The 18,434-nt window shown below is 64.7% G+C and carries 21 protein-coding genes; 11 read left to right on the top strand and 10 right to left on the bottom strand.

Translation table 11 applies throughout. The features are described from left to right. The first annotated feature begins 15 nt into the window (after positions 1-15). The 3 genes from J7359_RS06935 to J7359_RS06945 all read left to right on the top strand — a co-directional run bounded on the left by J7359_RS06935 (position 16) and on the right by J7359_RS06945 (position 1,983). Positions 16-477, top strand: coding sequence for a CBS domain-containing protein (locus tag J7359_RS06935; RefSeq protein WP_209055897.1), 462 nt, complete (start codon positions 16-18; stop codon positions 475-477). 87 nt (positions 478-564) lie between these two features. After that, complete coding sequence (gene coaD / locus J7359_RS06940) at positions 565-1,056, top strand: pantetheine-phosphate adenylyltransferase (RefSeq protein ID WP_209056051.1); 492 nt, start codon at positions 565-567, stop codon at positions 1,054-1,056. A 189-nt stretch (positions 1,057-1,245) separates the two neighbouring features. Further along, complete coding sequence (locus J7359_RS06945; RefSeq protein ID WP_209055898.1) at positions 1,246-1,983, top strand: DUF2189 domain-containing protein; 738 nt, start codon at positions 1,246-1,248, stop codon at positions 1,981-1,983. On the opposite strand, the gene J7359_RS06950 is transcribed toward J7359_RS06945, so the two are convergent. The 10 genes from J7359_RS06950 to pyrC all read right to left on the bottom strand — a co-directional run bounded on the left by J7359_RS06950 (position 1,980) and on the right by pyrC (position 12,189). Continuing rightward, complete coding sequence (locus J7359_RS06950) at positions 1,980-2,693, bottom strand: SDR family oxidoreductase (protein ID WP_209055899.1); 714 nt, start codon at positions 2,691-2,693, stop codon at positions 1,980-1,982. The genes J7359_RS06945 and J7359_RS06950 overlap by 4 nt on opposite strands. A 17-nt stretch (positions 2,694-2,710) precedes the next feature. After that, the gene (locus tag J7359_RS06955; RefSeq protein ID WP_209055900.1) at positions 2,711-3,562 is read right to left on the bottom strand and encodes a fumarylacetoacetate hydrolase family protein; all 852 of its coding nucleotides are present in this window, start codon (positions 3,560-3,562) and stop codon (positions 2,711-2,713) included. Positions 3,563-3,785: 223 nt separating this feature from the next. After that, positions 3,786-4,298, bottom strand: a complete 513-nt coding sequence (locus tag J7359_RS06960) for a polymer-forming cytoskeletal protein (RefSeq protein WP_209055901.1) — start codon at positions 4,296-4,298, stop codon at positions 3,786-3,788. Then, on the bottom strand, positions 4,288-5,574 hold the full coding sequence (locus J7359_RS06965) for a M23 family metallopeptidase (protein WP_247740246.1): 1,287 nt from the start codon (positions 5,572-5,574) through the stop codon (positions 4,288-4,290). The genes J7359_RS06960 and J7359_RS06965 overlap by 11 nt, the downstream gene beginning before the upstream one ends. 196 nt (positions 5,575-5,770) lie before the next feature. Then, a complete protein-coding gene (locus J7359_RS06970) occupies positions 5,771-7,168 on the bottom strand; it encodes an XRE family transcriptional regulator (protein ID WP_209055903.1) in 1,398 nt (465 codons plus the stop codon). 170 nt (positions 7,169-7,338) lie between these two features. Continuing rightward, the gene (locus J7359_RS06975; RefSeq protein WP_209055904.1) at positions 7,339-8,535 is read right to left on the bottom strand and encodes a multidrug effflux MFS transporter; all 1,197 of its coding nucleotides are present in this window, start codon (positions 8,533-8,535) and stop codon (positions 7,339-7,341) included. Next, positions 8,522-8,878, bottom strand: a complete 357-nt coding sequence (locus tag J7359_RS06980; RefSeq protein WP_209055905.1) for a DMT family protein — start codon at positions 8,876-8,878, stop codon at positions 8,522-8,524. Before J7359_RS06980 ends, J7359_RS06975 begins: the two co-directional genes overlap by 14 nt. Continuing rightward, positions 8,869-10,356 (bottom strand): replicative DNA helicase, encoded by a 1,488-nt coding sequence (locus J7359_RS06985; RefSeq protein ID WP_209055906.1) that lies wholly within the window; start codon positions 10,354-10,356, stop codon positions 8,869-8,871. The genes J7359_RS06980 and J7359_RS06985 overlap by 10 nt, the downstream gene beginning before the upstream one ends. Before the next feature lie 121 nt (positions 10,357-10,477). Then, the gene (locus J7359_RS06990) at positions 10,478-11,149 is read right to left on the bottom strand and encodes an orotate phosphoribosyltransferase (protein WP_209055907.1); all 672 of its coding nucleotides are present in this window, start codon (positions 11,147-11,149) and stop codon (positions 10,478-10,480) included. Further along, positions 11,146-12,189, bottom strand: a complete 1,044-nt coding sequence (pyrC, locus tag J7359_RS06995; protein WP_209055908.1) for a dihydroorotase — start codon at positions 12,187-12,189, stop codon at positions 11,146-11,148. Before pyrC ends, J7359_RS06990 begins: the two co-directional genes overlap by 4 nt. A 149-nt stretch (positions 12,190-12,338) precedes the next feature. Here pyrC and J7359_RS07000 point away from each other — a divergent pair, with 149 nt between their 5' ends. From J7359_RS07000 to J7359_RS07035, 8 genes are all read left to right on the top strand, one after another. Then, positions 12,339-12,653 (top strand): antibiotic ABC transporter, encoded by a 315-nt coding sequence (locus tag J7359_RS07000; protein WP_209055909.1) that lies wholly within the window; start codon positions 12,339-12,341, stop codon positions 12,651-12,653. 60 nt (positions 12,654-12,713) lie between these two features. Further along, complete coding sequence (locus J7359_RS07005; protein WP_209055910.1) at positions 12,714-13,466, top strand: SDR family oxidoreductase; 753 nt, start codon at positions 12,714-12,716, stop codon at positions 13,464-13,466. A 90-nt stretch (positions 13,467-13,556) separates the two neighbouring features. After that, the gene (locus J7359_RS07010; RefSeq protein ID WP_209055911.1) at positions 13,557-14,474 is read left to right on the top strand and encodes a manganese-dependent inorganic pyrophosphatase; all 918 of its coding nucleotides are present in this window, start codon (positions 13,557-13,559) and stop codon (positions 14,472-14,474) included. Then, a complete protein-coding gene (locus J7359_RS07015) occupies positions 14,474-15,343 on the top strand; it encodes a TIGR01459 family HAD-type hydrolase (RefSeq protein ID WP_209055912.1) in 870 nt (289 codons plus the stop codon). Before J7359_RS07010 ends, J7359_RS07015 begins: the two co-directional genes overlap by 1 nt. Before the next feature lie 200 nt (positions 15,344-15,543). Next, a complete protein-coding gene (locus tag J7359_RS07020; RefSeq protein ID WP_209056052.1) occupies positions 15,544-15,987 on the top strand; it encodes a MaoC family dehydratase in 444 nt (147 codons plus the stop codon). Between the two features lie 31 nt (positions 15,988-16,018). Further along, complete coding sequence (locus J7359_RS07025; protein WP_209055913.1) at positions 16,019-16,948, top strand: bifunctional riboflavin kinase/FAD synthetase; 930 nt, start codon at positions 16,019-16,021, stop codon at positions 16,946-16,948. Next, on the top strand, positions 16,948-17,388 hold the full coding sequence (locus J7359_RS07030; protein WP_209055914.1) for a YcgN family cysteine cluster protein: 441 nt from the start codon (positions 16,948-16,950) through the stop codon (positions 17,386-17,388). The genes J7359_RS07025 and J7359_RS07030 overlap by 1 nt, the downstream gene beginning before the upstream one ends. Then, the gene (locus tag J7359_RS07035; RefSeq protein WP_209055915.1) at positions 17,385-18,434 is read left to right on the top strand and encodes a beta-eliminating lyase-related protein; all 1,050 of its coding nucleotides are present in this window, start codon (positions 17,385-17,387) and stop codon (positions 18,432-18,434) included. The genes J7359_RS07030 and J7359_RS07035 overlap by 4 nt, the downstream gene beginning before the upstream one ends.

Genomic DNA, 18,434 nt, shown 5'->3' on the forward strand with positions numbered 1-18,434 from the left:
TGAAGGAGTAGGTCGATGCTGGTCAGACAGTTGCTGTCCATGAAACAGGGCGCGGGAAAGCCGGGGGTCCAGGCCGCCACGATCGTGACGATCAAGCCCGACGCGACCCTTGGGGAAGCCGCGAAGTTGCTGGCCGAACAGCGTATCGGCGCCGTGGTCGTGTCATCGGACGGGCGCAAGCCCGCCGGCATTCTTTCCGAACGCGACATCGTGCGGCAACTTGCCGAGCGGGGTGCCGATGTGTTGTCAAACCCGGTGTCCGACGTGATGACGCGCGATGTCCAGACATGCACGACCGGCGAAGACGCTTTGACCGTGCTGCAGCGCATGACCGAAGGCCGGTTCCGCCACCTGCCGGTCGTGGACGATCAGGGTGAGATGCTGGGCGTCGTGTCGATCGGGGACGCGGTCAGCGGACGCCTGCAAGAGCTTGCCGCCGAGAAAGAGGCGCTGACCGGCATGATCATGGGCAACTGAGCCCGCATCAAATCGGGCCAAACGCTTGCAATCGGTGGCCAAATCGGCTTTCCCTGCTGAGGCGACGATGCACAAGGACGCCTCATGATGCGCATTGGCCTCTATCCCGGCACCTTCGATCCGATCACCTTGGGTCATGTCGATATCATCCAGCGGGCAATGGCGCTGGTCGATCGGCTGGTGATCGGTGTGGCGATCAATCGCGACAAGTCGCCCTTGTTCGATCTTGACCAGCGGGTCGAGATGGTGCGCCAGGAATGCGACGAGATCGCCGCCCGCACCGGGGGCGAGATCCTGGTGCATCCGTTCGACAACCTGCTGATCGACTGTGCGCGCGATGTCGGCGCCTCGGTGATCGTGCGCGGGCTGCGCGCGGTGGCCGATTTCGAATACGAGTTCCAGATGGTCGGCATGAACCGGGCGCTGGATGCCAGCATCGAGACGGTGTTCCTGATGGCCGATGCACGACGGCAGGCGATCGCCTCGAAACTGGTCAAGGAAATCGCACGGCTTGGCGGGGACGTGTCCCGCTTCGTCACCCCCGATGTCGCGCAGGCGCTGCGCGAACGGCTTGGCTGAGACATCTGTTTTCGTTGCACGCTTGGTGATTCGGACCTAGCATCGGTCCGGGCGCGCGTGTGATGGGAGGATGACTTGACCACACAAGACGCGACCGAATCCGGGCCCGAGACGGCAAGGCCTGTATCTCCAGTTGCCGATCCTGGACCTGACCTTCCCGATGAACTGCCTGCGCCCGCGCGGATCGGGATGCGCGATATTGCCGACGCCCTGTCGGCGGGGTGGCGCGATTTCCGCCGCGCGCCGGCCTTCGGGCTGCTGTTCACGGCTTTCTACGTGCTGGGCGGCATGGTGATCGCCGCCGTTGCCCTGGCATCGGGACGCGAATGGTGGCTGATCCCTTTCGTGCTGGGGTTTCCGCTGATCGCCCCCTTCGCGGCGGTCGGGTTGTACGAGGTCAGCCGCAGGATCGAAGCCGAAGAACCGCTGGACTGGCCCGCGGTGATCGGCGTGGTCTTCGCCCAGAAGGACCGGCAGGTGCCGTCGATGGCAATGGTGATCCTGTTGCTGTTCATGTTCTGGGTGTTCGTGGCCCATACTATTTTCGCCCTGTTCATGGGCGTGTCGGCACTGACGAACGTCACCAGTTCGGCAGAGATCCTGCTGACCGGGCGCGGCTTGCTGATGCTGCTGATCGGCACGCTGATCGGTGGGGGTTTCGCGGCGGTGCTGTTCGCCTTCACCGTCGCGGGCCTGCCGGTCCTGCTGGAACGCGAGGTCGATTTCATCACCGCGATCATTGCCTCGATCCGCGCCGTGGCTGCGAATCCGGTCGTGATGGCGGCGTGGGCCGCGATCATCGCGGCACTGCTGGCGGTGGGAATGGTGCCGTTCTTTCTGGGCCTGTTCATCGCGCTGCCGGTGCTGGGCCATGCAAGCTGGCATGTCTATCGACGCTTGATGCCCGATGGGCAGGACCTGGCCTAGCCCCTGCCGATATAGGGCATGTTGGTGGCCATCACGGTCATGAACTGCACGTTCGCGCCGTGCGGCAGGCTTGCCATGTGCAGCACGGCGTCGGCCACCACCGACACATCCATCAGCGGTTCAGGGTTCGCGGCCTGACGGCTGACCTGGGTCAGAAGATCGGTCCCGGCATTGCCGATATCGATCTGGCCGCAGGCGATGTCGAAGGGACGGCCATCCAGCGACAGGCTGCGCGTCATGCCCGTCACCGCGTGCTTCGAGGCGGTATAGGCGATCGATCCCGCGCGCGGAACATGGGCCGAGATCGATCCGTTGTTGATGATCCTGCCGCCCTGCGGATTCTGGGCACGCATCACCCGGAATGCCGCGCGGGCGCACAGGAACATGCCGGTCACATTCACGTCGATCACCGCGCGGAATTCCTCGGGCCACATCAGGTCGGGGGTTGCCGGCGTGGCACCGCGGCCGGCATTGTTGAACAGAACGTCCAGCCGGCCCCATTCCTGCGCCATCCGGTCGAAGACCGCATCGACCGAGGCGGCATCGGTCACGTCGCAGGGCAGCACCAAAGCCGCCTGACCTGCGGCCGTGTCGTGCAACGGGGTCTCGCGCCGTCCGATCAGCGCGACGCGCCAGCCCGCCTTGATGAAGCACCGCGCGGTGGCGCGACCGATGCCGCTGCCGGCCCCGGTGATGGCGATGGACGGCATGTGAACCCCCGTTTCAGCTAGGCGATGACATGTTGGGTTTGCACGCCCAGCCCGTCGATGCCAAGCCGCATGGTCTGGCCGGGGCGCAGATATTTCGGCGGTTTCTGACCCATGCCGACGCCCGGTGGCGTGCCGGTCGTGATGACGTCGCCCGGCGCCAGCGTGGTGAAGCGCGAGCAATAGGCGACAAGCTGGGCGGGACCGAAGACCATGGTCGCCGTCGTGCCATCCTGCTGACGCGCGCCGTCCAGATCCAGCCACAGGCGCATCGCCGCAAGATCGCCGATCTCGTCGGGCGTAACCAGCCAGGGACCGATAGGGCCGAACCCGTCATGGCCCTTGCCCTTGTCCCATGTGCCGCCGCGCCGCAGTTGCCAGTCGCGCTCGCTGATGTCGTTGACGATGCAGTAGCCCGCAACACGGTCCAGCGCCTCGGATTCGGGGATGTCGCGGCCGCCCGCACCGATCACGATGCCCAGTTCGACCTCCCAGTCGGTTGCGACGGATCCGGGGGGCAGGGTCAGGTCATCGTCGGGCCCGGCGATCGAGCTGTTCCACTTGGTGAAGATGATCGGCTCGGACGGCAGATCCATTCCCGCCTCGGCGGCGTGGTCGGCATAGTTCAGGCCGATGGCCAGGAACTTTCCGACCTGACCGACACAGGGACCAAGCCGCAGATCCTGCTGCGGCACCCCGTCCACAAGCGGCAGGGTTTCGGGATCCAGCGCGGCAAGCCGCTGCAGGCTGTCGGGCGTCAGCGCATCTGCGGCGATGTCCGTGACGTGTCCCGAAAGATCGCGAATCTTTCCGGATGCGTCCAGAAGTCCGGGGCGCTCTGCGCCTTTTGCGCCGTAACGAAGTAGCTTCATCTTCCCTCCTCAGAGATGATAGGTGACCGCCCCGCGAACCCGCGGCGCCGCCATGCGTCGCGGGCAGCCTAGCGCGGAAGCGGCCGATGCGCTTTGCCGGATCGGCAGATGCTGTATTCAGCGCCCCGGGGGAATTGGATTGGGGCGCGGTGCAGGGGACCGAAACGCAAACAGCCCGCGACGACGCGGGCTGTGATCCTGTGACAAGGTCGGGAATGCAGGTTCAACCGGCGTGCGGTGGGGCAAGTTTCTTGGTGTTGCCGCCGGCCAGCGGGTCTTCCTGACGCTGGACCGAGCCTTCGAAATGAGCACCCGATTCGATCGCGATCGTCTTGTGGATGATGTCGCCCTCGACCCGGGCAGTCGCGGTCAGGCGGACTTTCAGGCCGCGCACGCGGCCGATCACGCGGCCATGGACCACGACCTCGTCGCCGACGATCTCGCCCTTGATGGTGGCGCTGTCGCCGATGACCAGCTGATGGGCGCGGATGTCGCCCTCGACATTGCCCTCGATCTGGATGTCGCCATCGGTCTGGATGTTGCCGGTCACGGTCAGGTCGGACGACAGCACCGACGGCACAGCGCGTTTTGCCGGGCTGGGCGCGGGTTCGCTGCGTTCGGGCTGCGGCGACGACGTTGCGGGCGCGGCACCTTGATCCGTCGCGGCGGCGGAGGCCTGCGACGACGACGAGGTTTGCTGGGGACGGTTTTCTGTCACGCGGGTCTTACTGAACATTGCTTGCTGCCTTGATGAAGCTCATCGGGTCCACCGCCCGGCCTTTCATGCGCACCTCGTAATGCAGATGCGGCCCGGTCGAGCGTCCGGTATTGCCCATATCACCGATCCGCTCGCCTTGCGACACCCTTTGGCCCTTCTTCACGCCAATTCGCGACAGATGGCCGAAGCGCGTCTCGACGCCCAATTCGTGCTGGATCTTGATAAGGTTTCCGTAGCCACTTTGGCGGCCGGCGAATACCACGACGCCGTCGCCGGTCGCATAGATCGGCGTGCCGACCGGACCGGCCATGTCCACGCCCTCATGCATACGTCCCCAGCGGCGGCCGAAGCCCGAGGTATAGCGGAACGCCGATTTGACCGGCATCGCCAGGGGCAGTTTCTCGATCGCAATGCGATAGGTGTTCATCTGGTCCAGGGTGACGATGATCTGGTTCGCCTTGGTTTCGCCCTGGGTCAGCGCGGCATCGCCGCGGGTCGAATAGGACAGCGGCGTCAGCGGGCCGCCCTGACCGGCATAGCCCTGCCGGATGGTCCGCAGAACGTCCTCGGGGTTCATCCCGACCGAGCGGAACACCTCGTCCAGCGGTTTGACCGAAACCGTCACGGCATCTTCGAGCCGCGTCAGGATTTCGTCGTTGCGGGCGATGATCTGATCGCGCTGGGTTTCAAGATCGGCGGCGGCGCTGCGCGCCTGCTCGGCCTCTTGCAGGGCTTCGCTGCGTTCCGCGGCGGCGCTGCGAAGCTCTCCGGACAGGATGTCCAGCGCAACCGAAACCTCGTTGCTGCGATCCGCATCCGTCGCGCCCGCATCTTCGCCATCGGTCAGGCGGATCGCGTCGTCGCGTTCGGTGATGGCATCGCGCAAGGTCGATTGCACCACGTTCAGCCCGGTCTCAAGCTCGCGGCGGCGTTCTTCCGAGGCCAGCAGCTTGGACTGCATCTGCGAGACCTGATCCAGCGCCACGGCAAAGCGGTTCTGGGCGGCGACAGCCTCGGCCGCGCGGGCGTCGCGTTCGGCAGAAAGCTGGTCCAGCCGTTCTTCGAAGGCGCTTTGGGTGCGGATGATCTGGTCGCGCGAACTGCCCGAACTGACCGCATCGATCACGAGGATGGAACTGGCGACCAGCATCCAGCCGAAGCCCAGTGTGATGCCGCTGATTCCCAGAAGCTGCGTCATCGGACGAAGCCTGACGAAGCGCGTTGCATCGTCGGATCGCAGGAAAAGTCGCTGTTCGGGAAGAAAACGCTCGAGCGAGCTGTTCAGTCGGTTCATCACGTTCAGCGGCAAGTCCTGTCCCCCGGTGACACATACCTGTCGCGTGCAGGTTGCGTTGGTTCCGTTGGTCATGCGGTAAACAGTAGCTGTGCCTTCATGGCAACACACCAACTGCCGGGCACGGGCCAGATGGGCGGATACACGCCTTTTCGGGCGATTTTCCGCCGAAGCGGGGGCGCGGTGCGAGACGTCTTCACGCAATCTCATAGGGCAGGGGTCCGTTTCGGTCAGGGGGAACGCGCAACGGCCGGTCGATCGGCGGCACCGAACGCTGGTGACAATCGGGGCGCGGGCAGATGCGGCAGGAAATGCCGATCGGCTCGAACGCGCGGGGTTTTGTCAGATCAAGGCCGTCGGCATAGACCAAGCCTTCGGCATGCGCGACCTCGCAGCCCAGTCCGATCGCGAAACGGCGGACCGGGGCATTGAAGACCCCGGCATGTTTCGACACGTCCCGCGACAGAAGCAGATACCGCATCCCGTCCGGCGTCTCGGCCAATTGGCGCAGGAACCGGCCCGGCTGTTCGAATGCCTGATGGACATTCCACAGCGGGCAGGCACCGCCGAACCGCGCGAATTGCAGGCGGGTGGCGGAATGGCGCTTGGTGATCGTGCCGGCCTGATCGACCCGCACGAAGAAGAACGGCACCCCCTTGGCACCGGGGCGCTGCATGGTGGAAAGACGGTGGGCGACCTGTTCCAGCGAGGCATCGAACAGATGTGCCAGGCGTTCCAGATCGTGCCTTTCGGCCTGTGCGGCGGCAAGAAACGGGCGATAGGGCATCATCGCGGCGCCGGCGAAGTAGTTCGCCAGACCCAGGCGCGCGATCTGCCGTGCCGTGTCGCTGCGGAATCGGGCCAGATCAAGCGTCGCCTCCAGCAGGTCGGATTGCCGTTCCTGCGCCACCAGATGCAGCAGTTGGAACAGTCGCGTCGGTGCCTCGGCCGCGGCATTCACCTGCAATTCGCCGTCCTCGCGGCGAAAGACGGAGTTTGCTGGCAGTTCCATCAGGGTGACGCGGATTCCCTTTTCGGCCAGGGTCTTCACCGCCGATTGCCACAGATCGGTGCGCTGCCCGGCAGGGCAGGCAAAGCGTTCTGCGGCGCGGTCCACCGCGTCGATATAGTTGTCGCAATAGTGAAAGAAGTCGCGAACCTCTTCCCAGGGGGTCGACAGGGCGTTCTGGCCTGCCGCGCCGATCGCTTCGTCCAGCGCGGCCAGCCGTTCCTGGCCCTGCCGGTGGGCGCGATACAGATCCAGAAAGGCGCGGGCGAGGATCGGGGTGTTGGTGGCGGCCAGCCGCAGATCGGCCAACGGCGGAGCGGCATCGAAAAGCGGGTCTGCCAGAGCCTCTTGCATGTCGATCACCATGCGGTCGGCGTCGCCCGCCGCCAGCGTCGTCAGGTCGACGCCGAATTCCTGCGCAAGCCGCAACAGGACACCGGCCGAGATGGGGCGGTGGTTGTTTTCCATCTGCGACAGATAGGGCAGGGAAACACCCAGTCGTTCGGCAAAAAGCCGCTGGGTCAAACTTGCGCGTGCCCGCGTTTCGCGCAGCGATGTGCCCGCGTAGATCTTCTGAGTCGCCATCCTGTCCCCCACGATTTGCAAATTCGGATGTATCGTTTGCAAAGCGCTTCGGGCAAGCCCTGCCGCGTCAGGGCGGGGGATCGGCACGCGACGGTTGAGGGCGGTTGCAAGGGACATGGGATGCAGCATGTCCCAAAAGGCTTAAGATAAGGTTTGCCGGTCCGGCGGCCCTAGCCGACCCGCGCCAGTTGCCGTTCCCGCCGCAGCACCCACAGCACCGAGACCAGCGATCCGGCTGCCGATGCGAACATGATCACCTGCAGCGGGGTCGCGCCCGAGCCGGGTTGCAGCAGCGCCCCGGCCAGTGCCGAAAGGACCGCCCCGCCCGCCACCGCCAGCGCGCCACCCAGACCGCTGGCGGTGCCGGCCAGTTCGGGGCGTACGCTCATCATGCCGATATTGGTGTTGGGCATGACAAGCCCGTTGCCCAACCCCATGAAGGCGATGGCGCCGAAGAAGACCAGCGGGCTGATCATTCCCGCCAGCGTCGCCAGCAATGACACGCCCAGTGCCACGAGGCAGATCAGCGCCCCGAACAGGATCATCCGGTTCAGCCCGACCTGTGCGGTGAACCGCCCGGACATGAAATTGCCGGCCAGATAACCGACCGAGGGGGCGGCGAAGAAATAGCCGACCTGCGCCGGGGTCAGGCCGAAGACCTGCTCGCCCACGAACGGCGCACCGCCCAGATAGGCAAAGAAGCAGCCCGAGGACAGCGTGGCGGCAAGGCAATAGCCCCAGAACCGGTGTGATCGGGCAAGGATCGGGTAATTCGCGATCTGCTGGCGCATGGGCAGCCCGCCGCCGCGGACCGTTTCGCCCATGTCGCGCCAGACCAGCACCAGCGTCATCAGACCCAGGATTCCCATCATCGCGAAATTCGCGCGCCATCCGAACGCCTCATCCAGCACGCCGCCGATCACCGGCGCCAGCATCGGCACCACCGCCATGCCCATGGTGACATAGCCGATCATCGATGCCGCCCGCGCGTCGTCATAGATGTCGCGCACCGCAGCCCGCGACAGCAGCAGACAGACCGAGACCATCGCCTGGATCAGCCTGAACAGCAGGAACATCGTGGCGTTGGGCGCGATCAGCGTGCCGACTGTCGCCAGCGCAAAGATCACCAGCCCGACCAGCGCGACCGGCCTGCGGCCGAACCGGTCGCTGACCGGGCCGGCCAGCAGCTGGATCACCGCGCTGGCGCCGATATAGGCCGACACCGACAGCTGCATGATCGCATAGTCGACATCAAAATCCCGCGCCATTCCCGGCAGCGACGGCAAGAAGATGTTCATCGACAGCGCGCCCATCCCCGACAGCGCCACCAGGGTCATCGGATGCGGAGGGGTTCTAGCTCCAGTCATGGAAGACGAACCAGGCGCCCAGGCAGATCAGGGCAAAGCCTACGCCATGCTGCCAGCCGACCCGTTCGCCCAGATAGACCCACGAGAAGATGGCGAAGACGGAAAGGCTGATGACCTCCTGAATGGTCTTCAGCTGTGCGGCGCTGAAATGCCCGTATCCGATCCGGTTTGCGGGGACCTGCATCAGATATTCGAAGAAGGCGATGCCCCAGCTTATCAGGATAACCACCATCAGGGGCGCGGTCTTGAACTTCAGATGACCATACCATGCGACGGTCATGAAGACGTTCGAGGCAATCAGCAGCCCGATCGTGATGACCGGGACGGGCAGGCTTAATCCCATTGGGTTTGGCGATCCTTTGCAAGGTTGCCAAAGCGGGTGAACTGTCCTTCGAAGGACAGTTCGACCGTGCCGATCGGGCCGTGACGCTGCTTGCCAAGGATGACCTCGGCCTTGCCGTGGACCTGTTCCATGATCTGCTGCCATTTGGCCATGGCGTCCAGATCGGCATCCGAGGGCTTTTCGCGTTCCTTGTAATATTCCTCGCGGAACACGAACATCACGATGTCGGCGTCCTGTTCGATCGACCCGGATTCGCGCAGGTCCGACAGTTGCGGGCGCTTGTCCTCGCGGTTCTCGACCTGACGCGACAGCTGCGACAGCGCGATGACCGGAATGTTCAGCTCCTTGGCGACCGCCTTCAGACCCTGGGTGATCTCGCTGACCTCGTTCACGCGGCTGTCCTTGGCGCTGGCGGCCTTCAGCAGTTGAAGATAGTCCACCATCAGCACATCAAGGCCGTGCGTCCGCTTCAGCTTGCGCGCACGGGCGGCAAGCTGGTTGATCGGCAGGGCCGGTGTGTCGTCGATGTAAAGCGGACAGTTCTGCAAGGCGTGCGCGGCCTCGACGAAGCGGCGGAATTCGCTTTCGTCCATATTGCCGCTGCGGATCCGTTCGCTGGGAACCTCGGCGGCCTCGGACAGGATCCGCGCGGCCAGCTGCTCGGCCGACATTTCCAGACTGAAGAACCCGACCACGCCGCCCTCGATCGAGCCTTGCGTGCCGTCGGGGCGCTCGCCCGTCTTGTGCGCCTTGGCGATGTTGAAGGCGATGTTGGTGGCCAAGGATGTCTTGCCCATCGACGGGCGGCCGGCAAGGATGATCAGGTCGGAATTGTTCAGCCCGCCCATCTTGCCGTCCAGATCCACCAGTCCGGTCGAGATCCCCGACAGCTTGCCGTCGCGCTGATAGGCGGCGTTCGCGGCCTGCACCGCGCCCGTCACCGCCTTCAGGAAGGACTGGAAGCCGCGCTCGGCCACGCCCTGTTCGCCCAGCTTGTAGAGGGTCTGTTCGGCGGCCTTGATCTGTTCTTCGGCGTCGTCTCCGACCTCGACGCTGGCCGCGCGGGCCGAGATGTCCTGACCCAGCCCGATCAGTTCGCGGCGCAGCGCGAATTCGCGGATCATCTGCGCATAGTCGCGCGCCGCATAGGCCGAGATCGCAGCCGCGGCCAGCCGCGCCAGATAGGGCGCGCCGCCCAGTTCCTTCAGGCCCTCGTCATTCTCCATGAAGGCCTTGATGGTCACAGGGCTTGCCAGCGCGTTCTTGCGAATCCGTTCGGCACAGATCTCGAAGATGCGGGCATGGACCGGATGATAGAAATGTTCCGACTTGATGACCTGGCTGACGCGGTCGAACACGTCGTTATTGGTCAGCAATGCGCCCAGCAATTGCTGCTCGGCCTCAAGCGAGAAGGGCACCGCCTGCTTCTCGTCGTCCTGATCTTCCTGCCCCGGAATGATCGCGCGCAAGCCGCTCATCTGCCCCATGCCCCGTTTTGGTGTTTATCGGTCCGTTCTACCGCAAGCAGCGGCCGCGGGAAATCCCGCGCGGCCGGAAAACGGTGTGTCGATCTGTGGACAGGCTGTGGATAAACGGCGTTCAGCCGTTTGCCGCCTGCCATCCGCGCGGATCGGTCAGGAAGGTCCGCACCTCGGCCAGGGTGTTGTCGTCAAAGGCTTGTTGCGCCCGCGCCTCTTCCAGAACGTCCCACCAGGTGCAGAGGTGGTGCAGTCGCACGCCGTGATCGGCCAGACGCTGGGTCGTTTCCGGAAAGATGCCGTAATAGAAGATCACGGCGGTATGCGCGCAGGTCGCCCCGGTGTCACGGATCGCATCGACGAAGGACAGCTTGCTGCCGCCGTCGGTGGTCAGATCCTCGACCAGCAGAACACGCTGGCCTTCGGTCATCACGCCCTCGATCCGGGCGTTGCGACCGTAACCTTTCGGCTTCTTGCGCACATAGGTCATCGGCAGTCCCAGCCGTTCGGCAACCATCGCGCCGAACGGGATGCCCGCCGTTTCACCGCCGGCGACGTTGTCGAACGCTTCGAACCCGGCGTCGCGCGTGACCGTGGTGGCCAGAAAATCCATCAGGGTCTGGCGCACGCGCGGGAAGCTGATGATCCGGCGGCAATCGACATAGGTCGGCCCCTTCAGGCCCGAAGCATAGGTGAAGGGCGTCTCGGCGTTGAAGTCCACCGCCTTGATTTCCAGCAGCATGCGGGCGGTCAGGCGGGCGATTTCCTCGCGCGCGGGGTAGGGCAGGCTCATGCGTCCTCCAGATGCCAGTAAAGCGGAAATCCTGGATCAAAGACCGTCACGGTCTGATCGCCGACCGAGATCGAGGCCGGATAATCCGCCGCCACGTCGCGCCGTGCCAGGCGGATGCGGTCCTCGTTCGGCTCCATGCCGTAGAAGGCGGCGCCGTTCAGGCTGGTGAACGATTCCAGACGGTCCAGCGCGCCGTCGTCTTCGAACACATGGGCCAGGATCGACATGGTGTTCGGTGCGGTAAAGCAGCCCGCGCAGCCGCAGGGTTGCAGCTTGGCGCTGTCAGTGTGCGGCGCGCTGTCGGTGCCCAGGAAAAAGCGCGCCTCGCCGCTGGTCGCCGCCTCGCGCAGGGCCAGGCGATGGGTTTCGCGCTTGGCCACCGGCAGGCAGTAGTAATGCGGACGGATCCCGCCCGCCAGGATGGCGTTGCGGTTGATGACCAGGTGGTGCGTCGTGATCGTCGCCGCCAGATCATCGCCGCCGGACCGTGCATAGGACACGCCATCCGAGGTCGTGATATGTTCCATCACCACGCGCAGGCCGGGCGTGGCGCGGCGCAGCGGGTCCAGTACCCGGTCGATGAACACGGCCTCGCGGTCGAAGATGTCCACCGCAGGATCCGTGACCTCGCCGTGAACGCACAGGGGAATGCCCGCCTCGGCCATCGCCTCCAGCACCGGGCGCACACGTTCGACATCGGTCACGCCGCTGGCCGAGTTGGTGGTCGCGCCGGCCGGATACAGCTTGACCGCGCGGATGATGCCGTCCTTGTGCGCTGCGATGACATCGGCCGGATCGGTGCCGTCCGTCAGATACAGCGTCATCTGTGGCTTCAGCGGGGCGTTTTCCGGCAGCGCCGCAAGGATCCTGTTGCGATAGGCGGCCGCCTGGGCGCCCGTTACCACCGGCGGAACCAGGTTCGGCATGATGATCGCACGGCCGAAACCGGCGGAAAGCGGGGCCACGGCCACCAGCATCGCGCCATCGCGCAGATGCAGGTGCCAGTCGTCGGGGCGGCGGAGTGTGATGCTGTCGATCATGGCATGCCTCTATACATGGCGGCCCGCGCTTGCCAAGCCGGGCGATGCCTAAATCCGGCTTACCTGTTCAAAAGTCGCACTTGTATTCATATCTTCGATGGCGACAGGATGACCCGTCCGGCTTTGCCGATGACACGAAGGATATAACAATGACACAAAGAATTAATCTGATGTCGGCTGTCGGTGCCCCGTATCGGGTCTGGGCGCAGATGGCGCGGATCGCAATGGATTCCCAAATGGTGATCGGATATCGCGTTGCCGGAATGATGGGCATGATGGCCCAGTCCCCCGGCGAGCCGTTTCGCATGGTTGCCGAGAAGCAGGCCGCCGCGTCCGAGTCGATGTTCGCCGTCGCGCAGGCCGCCAGCCGCGGCGCCAGCGCCGACCGCATGATGTCGGCCGCCTTGCGGCCCTATGGCAAGCGCACGCGCGCCAATTCCCGCCGTCTGACCAGCCGCGGCTGACGCCGGCAACCGCCGCGCGGGTGCAGTCGTTGCGTCAAGCCGGCAAATCACGAGGGCAGCATGCGATCGGCACTGATTACCGGCGGCGCGCAAGGGATCGGCAAGGGGATCGCGGTGCATCTTCGCGCCGAGGGATGGCGCGTTGCCGTTCTCGACCAAGATACAGAGGCCCTGGAGAACCTGGGCGCCGAAGATCATGGAATTCTGTTGATCCACGCGGATGTCGGCGACGAGACGTCGGTGACAGACGGCTTCAGGCAACTTGAAGATTGGCTGGATGGGGCCGGGCTGGATCTGCTGGTCTCGAACGCGGGCGTCGCGGATCCCGTCAGCGGACCGATCGAGTCGCTGTCGCTGGCAGATTGGCGGCGCTGGCAGGACAGCCATGTGACCGGGGCGTTTCTTTGCGTGCGTGCTGCGGTTCCGCTGCTGCGTCGGGCGCATGGCGCGATCGTGACCGTTGCCTCGACCCGCGCCCTGCAATCCGAACCCGATTGCGAGGCCTATGCGGCGGCCAAGGGCGCGCTGCTGTCCCTGACGCACGCGCTGGCAATCAGTCTTGGGCCTTCGGTGCGGGTGAACGCGATCCTGCCGGGCTGGATCGAAACCGGACCTTGGCAAAAGCGGTCCGAGCGTAGCGAGCCGGATCATTCCGCGTCCGACCTGGCCCAGCACCCGGTCGGACGGGTCGGTGTGCCGCAGGATATCGCGACGCTGGTCGCCTTTCTGGCGTCCGACAAGGCAGGGTTCATCACCGGTCAGCACTTCGTCGTCGATGGCGGCATGACGCGCAGAATGATCTATTCGGACTGACAGGCGCCGTTGGCGCGGTGCCGCCCGCGTGGACATCACTCGGCATGCCGCCTATAAGGCGCGCGACATTCGAACCCTTAGAGGCGCATCATGATCAAGGTATTCGGCCACACCTCCCCCGACACCGACTCGACCGGCTCGCCCATCATCTGGGCGTGGTATCTGAGCGAGGTCCGCAAGACCCCCGCCAAGGCGGTTCTGCAGGGCGAGCCAAACACCGAGGCCGCCTGGATGCTGACCCGCTGGAACCTCGACAAGCCCGAGATCATCTTGGATGTCGAGAAGGGCGAAAAATGCGTAGTGGTAGACACGAACAATCCCGCCGAACTGCCCGCAGGCATCAATGATGCGGATGTGATCGAGATCATCGATCACCACATGCTGGCAGGCGGCGTGAAGACCAAGACGCCGATCAACATCACCATCCGTCCTCTGGCCTGCACCGCCACGATCATGCATGACCTGATCGGCGACGATCTGGCCCGCGCCCCCGAGGCGGTGAAGGGCGCGATGCTGACCTGCATCCTGTCCGACACGCTGGAATTCCGCAGCCCGACGACGACCCCGCATGACCGCGCGGTGGCCGAAAAGCTGGCAGCTGAACTGGGGCTGAACATCACCGATTACGCCAACGAAATGTTCGCGGCCAAATCCGATGTCAGCGCCTTCAGCGACGAGGCGCTGCTTCGGATGGACAGCAAGGAATACGAACTGGGGGGCAAGCAGCTGCGCATCTCGGTTCTGGAAACGACGGCGCCGCAGGTGCTGCTGGATCGCAAGGACGCGCTGGTCGCGGCCATGCCGGGCGTCGCGGCAGCGGACGGTGCCGATCATGTTCTGCTGTTCATCATCGACATCCTGCGCGAAGAGGCCACGTTGCTGGTGCCCGATGATTTCGTGCGCGAGGTCGCCGTGAAAAGCTTTGGCGCGACGGTCACCGGCGATACGGTCGTTCTGCCGGGGATCATGAGCCGCAAGAAGCAGATCATCCCCGCCCTGGCCGTCTGATGACCCGCATCATCGAAAGCCTGTCGCAGATCGGCACGCAATATGATGCGCTGTTCTGCGATCTGTGGGGCTGTCTGCATAACGGCAAACGCCCCTATCCGGCGGCGGTGGCGGCCCTTCAGGACTATCGTCGGGGCGGCGGGCGTGTCGTGCTGATGACGAACGCGCCGCGTCCGAACCAGTATGTCATCGCGCAGCTTGACCGGATGGGTGTGCCGCGCGACGCCTGGGACATGGTGATCAGTTCCGGAGACGCAGCACAGGACGCGATGTTCGAGGGGGCCGTGGGCCGCAAGGTCTGGCATATCGGCACCGAAAAGGATGACGGCTTCTTCAACGACATTCCGGCCGAGTGGTCAGATGCGCCTGCGGTGGTCAGGGTGCCGCTGGAAGACGCCGAGGGTATCGTCTGCACGGGCCCCTTCGACGAGGTGAACGAGGCGCCGGAGGATTATCGCGCCCGTCTGATGCTGGCGCGGCAGCGCGGGCTGAAGATGCTTTGCGCCAATCCCGATGTGGTGGTCGATATGGGCGAGACGCGGATCTATTGCGCGGGTGCCCTGGCCGAGTTCTACGAGGATCTGGGCGGGGTGTCGTTCTATTTCGGCAAGCCTCATCCGCCGATCTACGAACGTGCGCGGCGTCTTCTGTCACTGAGCGATTCGTCGCGGGTGCTGGCCATCGGCGACGGGATCAACACCGATATCCGCGGTGCGCAGCAAGAGGGTATCGATGTGCTGTTCGTGACCGGTGGGCTTGCCGCGGCGGCCTTCGGCGACGATGTCGAGAACCCTGATCCCGAACTGCTGCGCGAATGGCTGGCGCATCATCAGCAACAGCCGCAATACGCGATAGGCCGCCTTCGCTGAAGCTTGATCGCGCGCTGTCCATCACTCGACCCGCACCCATCGGTGCGGGTTTTCTTTTTGTGGCAACCAGTTTGGGCGGCGGTCAACGTGCAACAATATTATATTTTTATACCATTTATGTGATAGTTTGTTGCGCGAGGGTAAAATTGCTGCTATGCAGCATCACGTTCAGAAAACCGGCGCAAGAGATGGATGACAGCATGTTCGACAATCTTCCCCGCGGCACGATCGTCATCGAGGATCTGGAAGTCGGCATGACCCGCTATCTGCAAAAGCAGGTGACCGACCACGATATCGAATTGTTCGCCCAGGTCTCGACCGACCGCAATCCGGTGCACCTGGATGATGATTATGCTCAGGACACGATTTTCGAGGGGCGGATCGCGCACGGAATGCTGACCGCGGGTCTGATCTCGGCGGTGATCGGGGAACAATTGCCGGGACATGGCACCGTCTATCTGGGGCAGACGCTGAAATTCATGGCTCCGGTGCGTCCCGGCGACATGGTCCGCGCCGAGGTCACGGTGGACACGATCGACCACGCGAAACGCCGGGTGACGCTTGCAACCCGCTGTCTGGTGGGCGATACGGTCGTGCTGAAAGGCGAGGCGGTCGTACTGGCCCCAAGCCGCAAGTTCGACTGACGGGGCGGCAGGCGCCCTGACTGGGGGCCCGTTGCATATCCATCACGACTGGAACGGATTGCCTGCCAGCGCCCGTGGGGCGACCGTGGCGATGGGCAATTTCGACGGCGTCCATCTGGGACACCGGGTGGTGATCGAGACCGCGTCCCGCGCAGCCGACGCGCCGCTAGGGATCCTGACCTTCGAGCCGCATCCGCGACAGTATTTTGCGCCCGATGCCGCACCCTTCAGGCTGATGAACGCTGAATCGCGCGCCAACCGCCTGGCCAGGCTGGGGGTCGAACAGCTTTACGAATTGCCGTTCGGTCCGGTTCTGGCCGGCCTGACGCCCGAAGCTTTCGCACAGGACGTGCTTGCCGAAGGTCTGGGCGTCCGGCATGTCACAGTCGGTGCCGATTTCCGTTTTGGCAAGAAACGCGCAGGTGATGCGCAGACCCTGGCCGATCTGGGTCGCCGGTTCGGCTTTGGCGTGACGGCGGTGCCGCTGGTCGGCACCGGCGGGCAGGACTACAGCTCCACCGCGATCCGCACCGCGCTGAGCGAGGGGCGGGTGCGCGACGCCGAACGAATGCTGGGGCACTGGCATCGGATCGAGGGCGAAGTCGTGCATGGCGACAAGCGTGGCCGTGACTTCGGCTGGCCGACTGCGAATATGCGCCTTGAGGGGCTGCACCTGCCGCGTCTGGGCGTCTATGCGGTGCTGGTCGATGTGCTGACCGGACCGGATCGGCTGTCCTGCCAGGGTGTCGCCAGCCTGGGCGTGCGCCCGATGTTCGGTCGCAACGAACCCAATCTTGAAGTGCACCTGTTCGACTTCGACGGCGACCTATACGGCGAACATCTGTCGGTCGCGCTGGTCGAGTTCCTGCGCGACGAGGCGAAGTTCGACGATGTCGAGACGCTGATCGACCAGATCGCCGCCGACGCCGGACAGGCGCGCACGGTTCTGTCGGGCGCCTGATGCGCGAACGGTTCTGGGAAATGCGGCTGGACCGGCTGACCCGCGATGAGTGGGAGGCGCTGTGCGACGGCTGCGGCAAGTGCTGCCTGAACAAGATCGAATACGAGGATACGGAGGAACTGGCGTTCACCCGCGTGGCCTGCAAACTGCTGGACGGGCACGCCTGTCGGTGCAGCTCTTATGCCAACCGGCATGACTATGTTCCCGAATGCGTGGTGCTGACACCGGCGCGGCTGAAGGACATCGCATGGTGGCTGCCCGCCACCTGCGCCTATCGCCTGCGGGCCGAAGGCAAGCCGCTTTATGACTGGCATCACCTGATCTCGGGTGATCCCGAAGCGGTCCACCGCGCCGGTGTCAGCGTGCGCGGCTGGACGGTCAGCGAGGCCGAGATCGACGAGGAAGACTGGGACCAGCATATCATCGAGGATCTTTCGTGAATTTTGCATCGGACAACGCATATGGCGCGCATCCGGCGGTCCTGCGCGCGCTGGCGGAGTGCAACGATGGTGCGATGATGGGCTATGGCGACGATCCGGTGACCGCGCGTGCCGAAGCGGCGCTGCGCGACCTGTTGCAGGCACCCGATGCCGTCATCCGCTTTGTGGCGACGGGAACGGCGGCCAATGCGCTGGTCTGCGCGCAGCTTTGTCCGGCGGGTGGTCGGATCTATTGTCACGAGGATGCGCATATCGAAACCAGCGAATGCGGCGCGCCCGAGTTCTTTACCCACGGCGGCAAGCTGGTGACGCTGCCGGGCGAAGGTGGCAAGATCGCGCCGCATGTTCTGGCCGACGCCCTGCGCATCGGCGCCAGTGGGGGGCTGAACGGTGGCCGCAACGCGATGGTGTCAATCACCAACGCGACCGAATGGGGCACCGTCTACAGCGTCGAGGATGTCGCGGCACTGGCTGAAATCGCGCATCGGGCTGGTGTGCCGCTGCACATGGATGGCGCGCGCTTTGCCAACGCTGTCGCGGCCCTGGAAGGTTCCGTCGCCGATCTGACATGGCGTGCCGGCGTCGATGTGCTGTGCCTTGGCGGCACCAAGAACGGCGCGATGGCGGCCGAAGCCGTGGTATTCTTCGATCCTACGCTGGCCGAGGGGTTCGACTATCGCCGCAAGCAGTCCGGACATGTCTTTTCGAAGCAGCGATTTCTGTCGGCGCAGATGCTGGCGCTGGCCGAAGACGGCCTGTGGCTGCACCTTGCCCGCCACGCGAACGGTCTGGCTGCACGGCTGGCCGAAGGGGTGCTGGAGGCTGGCGGTTCGCTGCTGGTGCCGGTCCAGTCGAATGCCGTCTTTGCGACCATCCCCGCCGCGGCGCATCGGCGCGCACAAGAGGCCGGGGCGATCTATCACCTGTGGCCCGACAAGTCGGCCGATGGGCTGGATCCCGTGCCGATCCGTCTGGTGACGTCGTGGAACACGCCCCACGCGGATATCGAACGGTTTCTTGCGGCACTGGCGGGTCGGCGGGCCTAG

Origin of the sequence: Paracoccus sp. R12_2 (genome assembly GCF_017744015.1) — a bacterium.
In the GTDB taxonomy this organism is placed as follows: Bacteria; Pseudomonadota; Alphaproteobacteria; order Rhodobacterales; family Rhodobacteraceae; genus Paracoccus.

Coding starts and splice junctions, on each gene's coding strand:
- J7359_RS06935 (WP_209055897.1), top strand. CDS start 16: ATGCTGGTCAGACAGTTGCTGTCCATGAAACAGGGCGCGGGAAAGCCG.
- coaD (WP_209056051.1), top strand. CDS start 565: ATGCGCATTGGCCTCTATCCCGGCACCTTCGATCCGATCACCTTGGGT.
- J7359_RS06945 (WP_209055898.1), top strand. CDS start 1,246: ATGCGCGATATTGCCGACGCCCTGTCGGCGGGGTGGCGCGATTTCCGC.
- J7359_RS06950 (WP_209055899.1), bottom strand. CDS start 2,693: ATGCCGTCCATCGCCATCACCGGGGCCGGCAGCGGCATCGGTCGCGCC.
- J7359_RS06955 (WP_209055900.1), bottom strand. CDS start 3,562: ATGAAGCTACTTCGTTACGGCGCAAAAGGCGCAGAGCGCCCCGGACTT.
- J7359_RS06960 (WP_209055901.1), bottom strand. CDS start 4,298: ATGTTCAGTAAGACCCGCGTGACAGAAAACCGTCCCCAGCAAACCTCG.
- J7359_RS06965 (WP_247740246.1), bottom strand. CDS start 5,574: ATGAACCGACTGAACAGCTCGCTCGAGCGTTTTCTTCCCGAACAGCGA.
- J7359_RS06970 (WP_209055903.1), bottom strand. CDS start 7,168: ATGGCGACTCAGAAGATCTACGCGGGCACATCGCTGCGCGAAACGCGG.
- J7359_RS06975 (WP_209055904.1), bottom strand. CDS start 8,535: ATGACTGGAGCTAGAACCCCTCCGCATCCGATGACCCTGGTGGCGCTG.
- J7359_RS06980 (WP_209055905.1), bottom strand. CDS start 8,878: ATGGGATTAAGCCTGCCCGTCCCGGTCATCACGATCGGGCTGCTGATT.
- J7359_RS06985 (WP_209055906.1), bottom strand. CDS start 10,356: ATGAGCGGCTTGCGCGCGATCATTCCGGGGCAGGAAGATCAGGACGAC.
- J7359_RS06990 (WP_209055907.1), bottom strand. CDS start 11,149: ATGAGCCTGCCCTACCCCGCGCGCGAGGAAATCGCCCGCCTGACCGCC.
- pyrC (WP_209055908.1), bottom strand. CDS start 12,189: ATGATCGACAGCATCACACTCCGCCGCCCCGACGACTGGCACCTGCAT.
- J7359_RS07000 (WP_209055909.1), top strand. CDS start 12,339: ATGACACAAAGAATTAATCTGATGTCGGCTGTCGGTGCCCCGTATCGG.
- J7359_RS07005 (WP_209055910.1), top strand. CDS start 12,714: ATGCGATCGGCACTGATTACCGGCGGCGCGCAAGGGATCGGCAAGGGG.
- J7359_RS07010 (WP_209055911.1), top strand. CDS start 13,557: ATGATCAAGGTATTCGGCCACACCTCCCCCGACACCGACTCGACCGGC.
- J7359_RS07015 (WP_209055912.1), top strand. CDS start 14,474: ATGACCCGCATCATCGAAAGCCTGTCGCAGATCGGCACGCAATATGAT.
- J7359_RS07020 (WP_209056052.1), top strand. CDS start 15,544: ATGTTCGACAATCTTCCCCGCGGCACGATCGTCATCGAGGATCTGGAA.
- J7359_RS07030 (WP_209055914.1), top strand. CDS start 16,948: ATGCGCGAACGGTTCTGGGAAATGCGGCTGGACCGGCTGACCCGCGAT.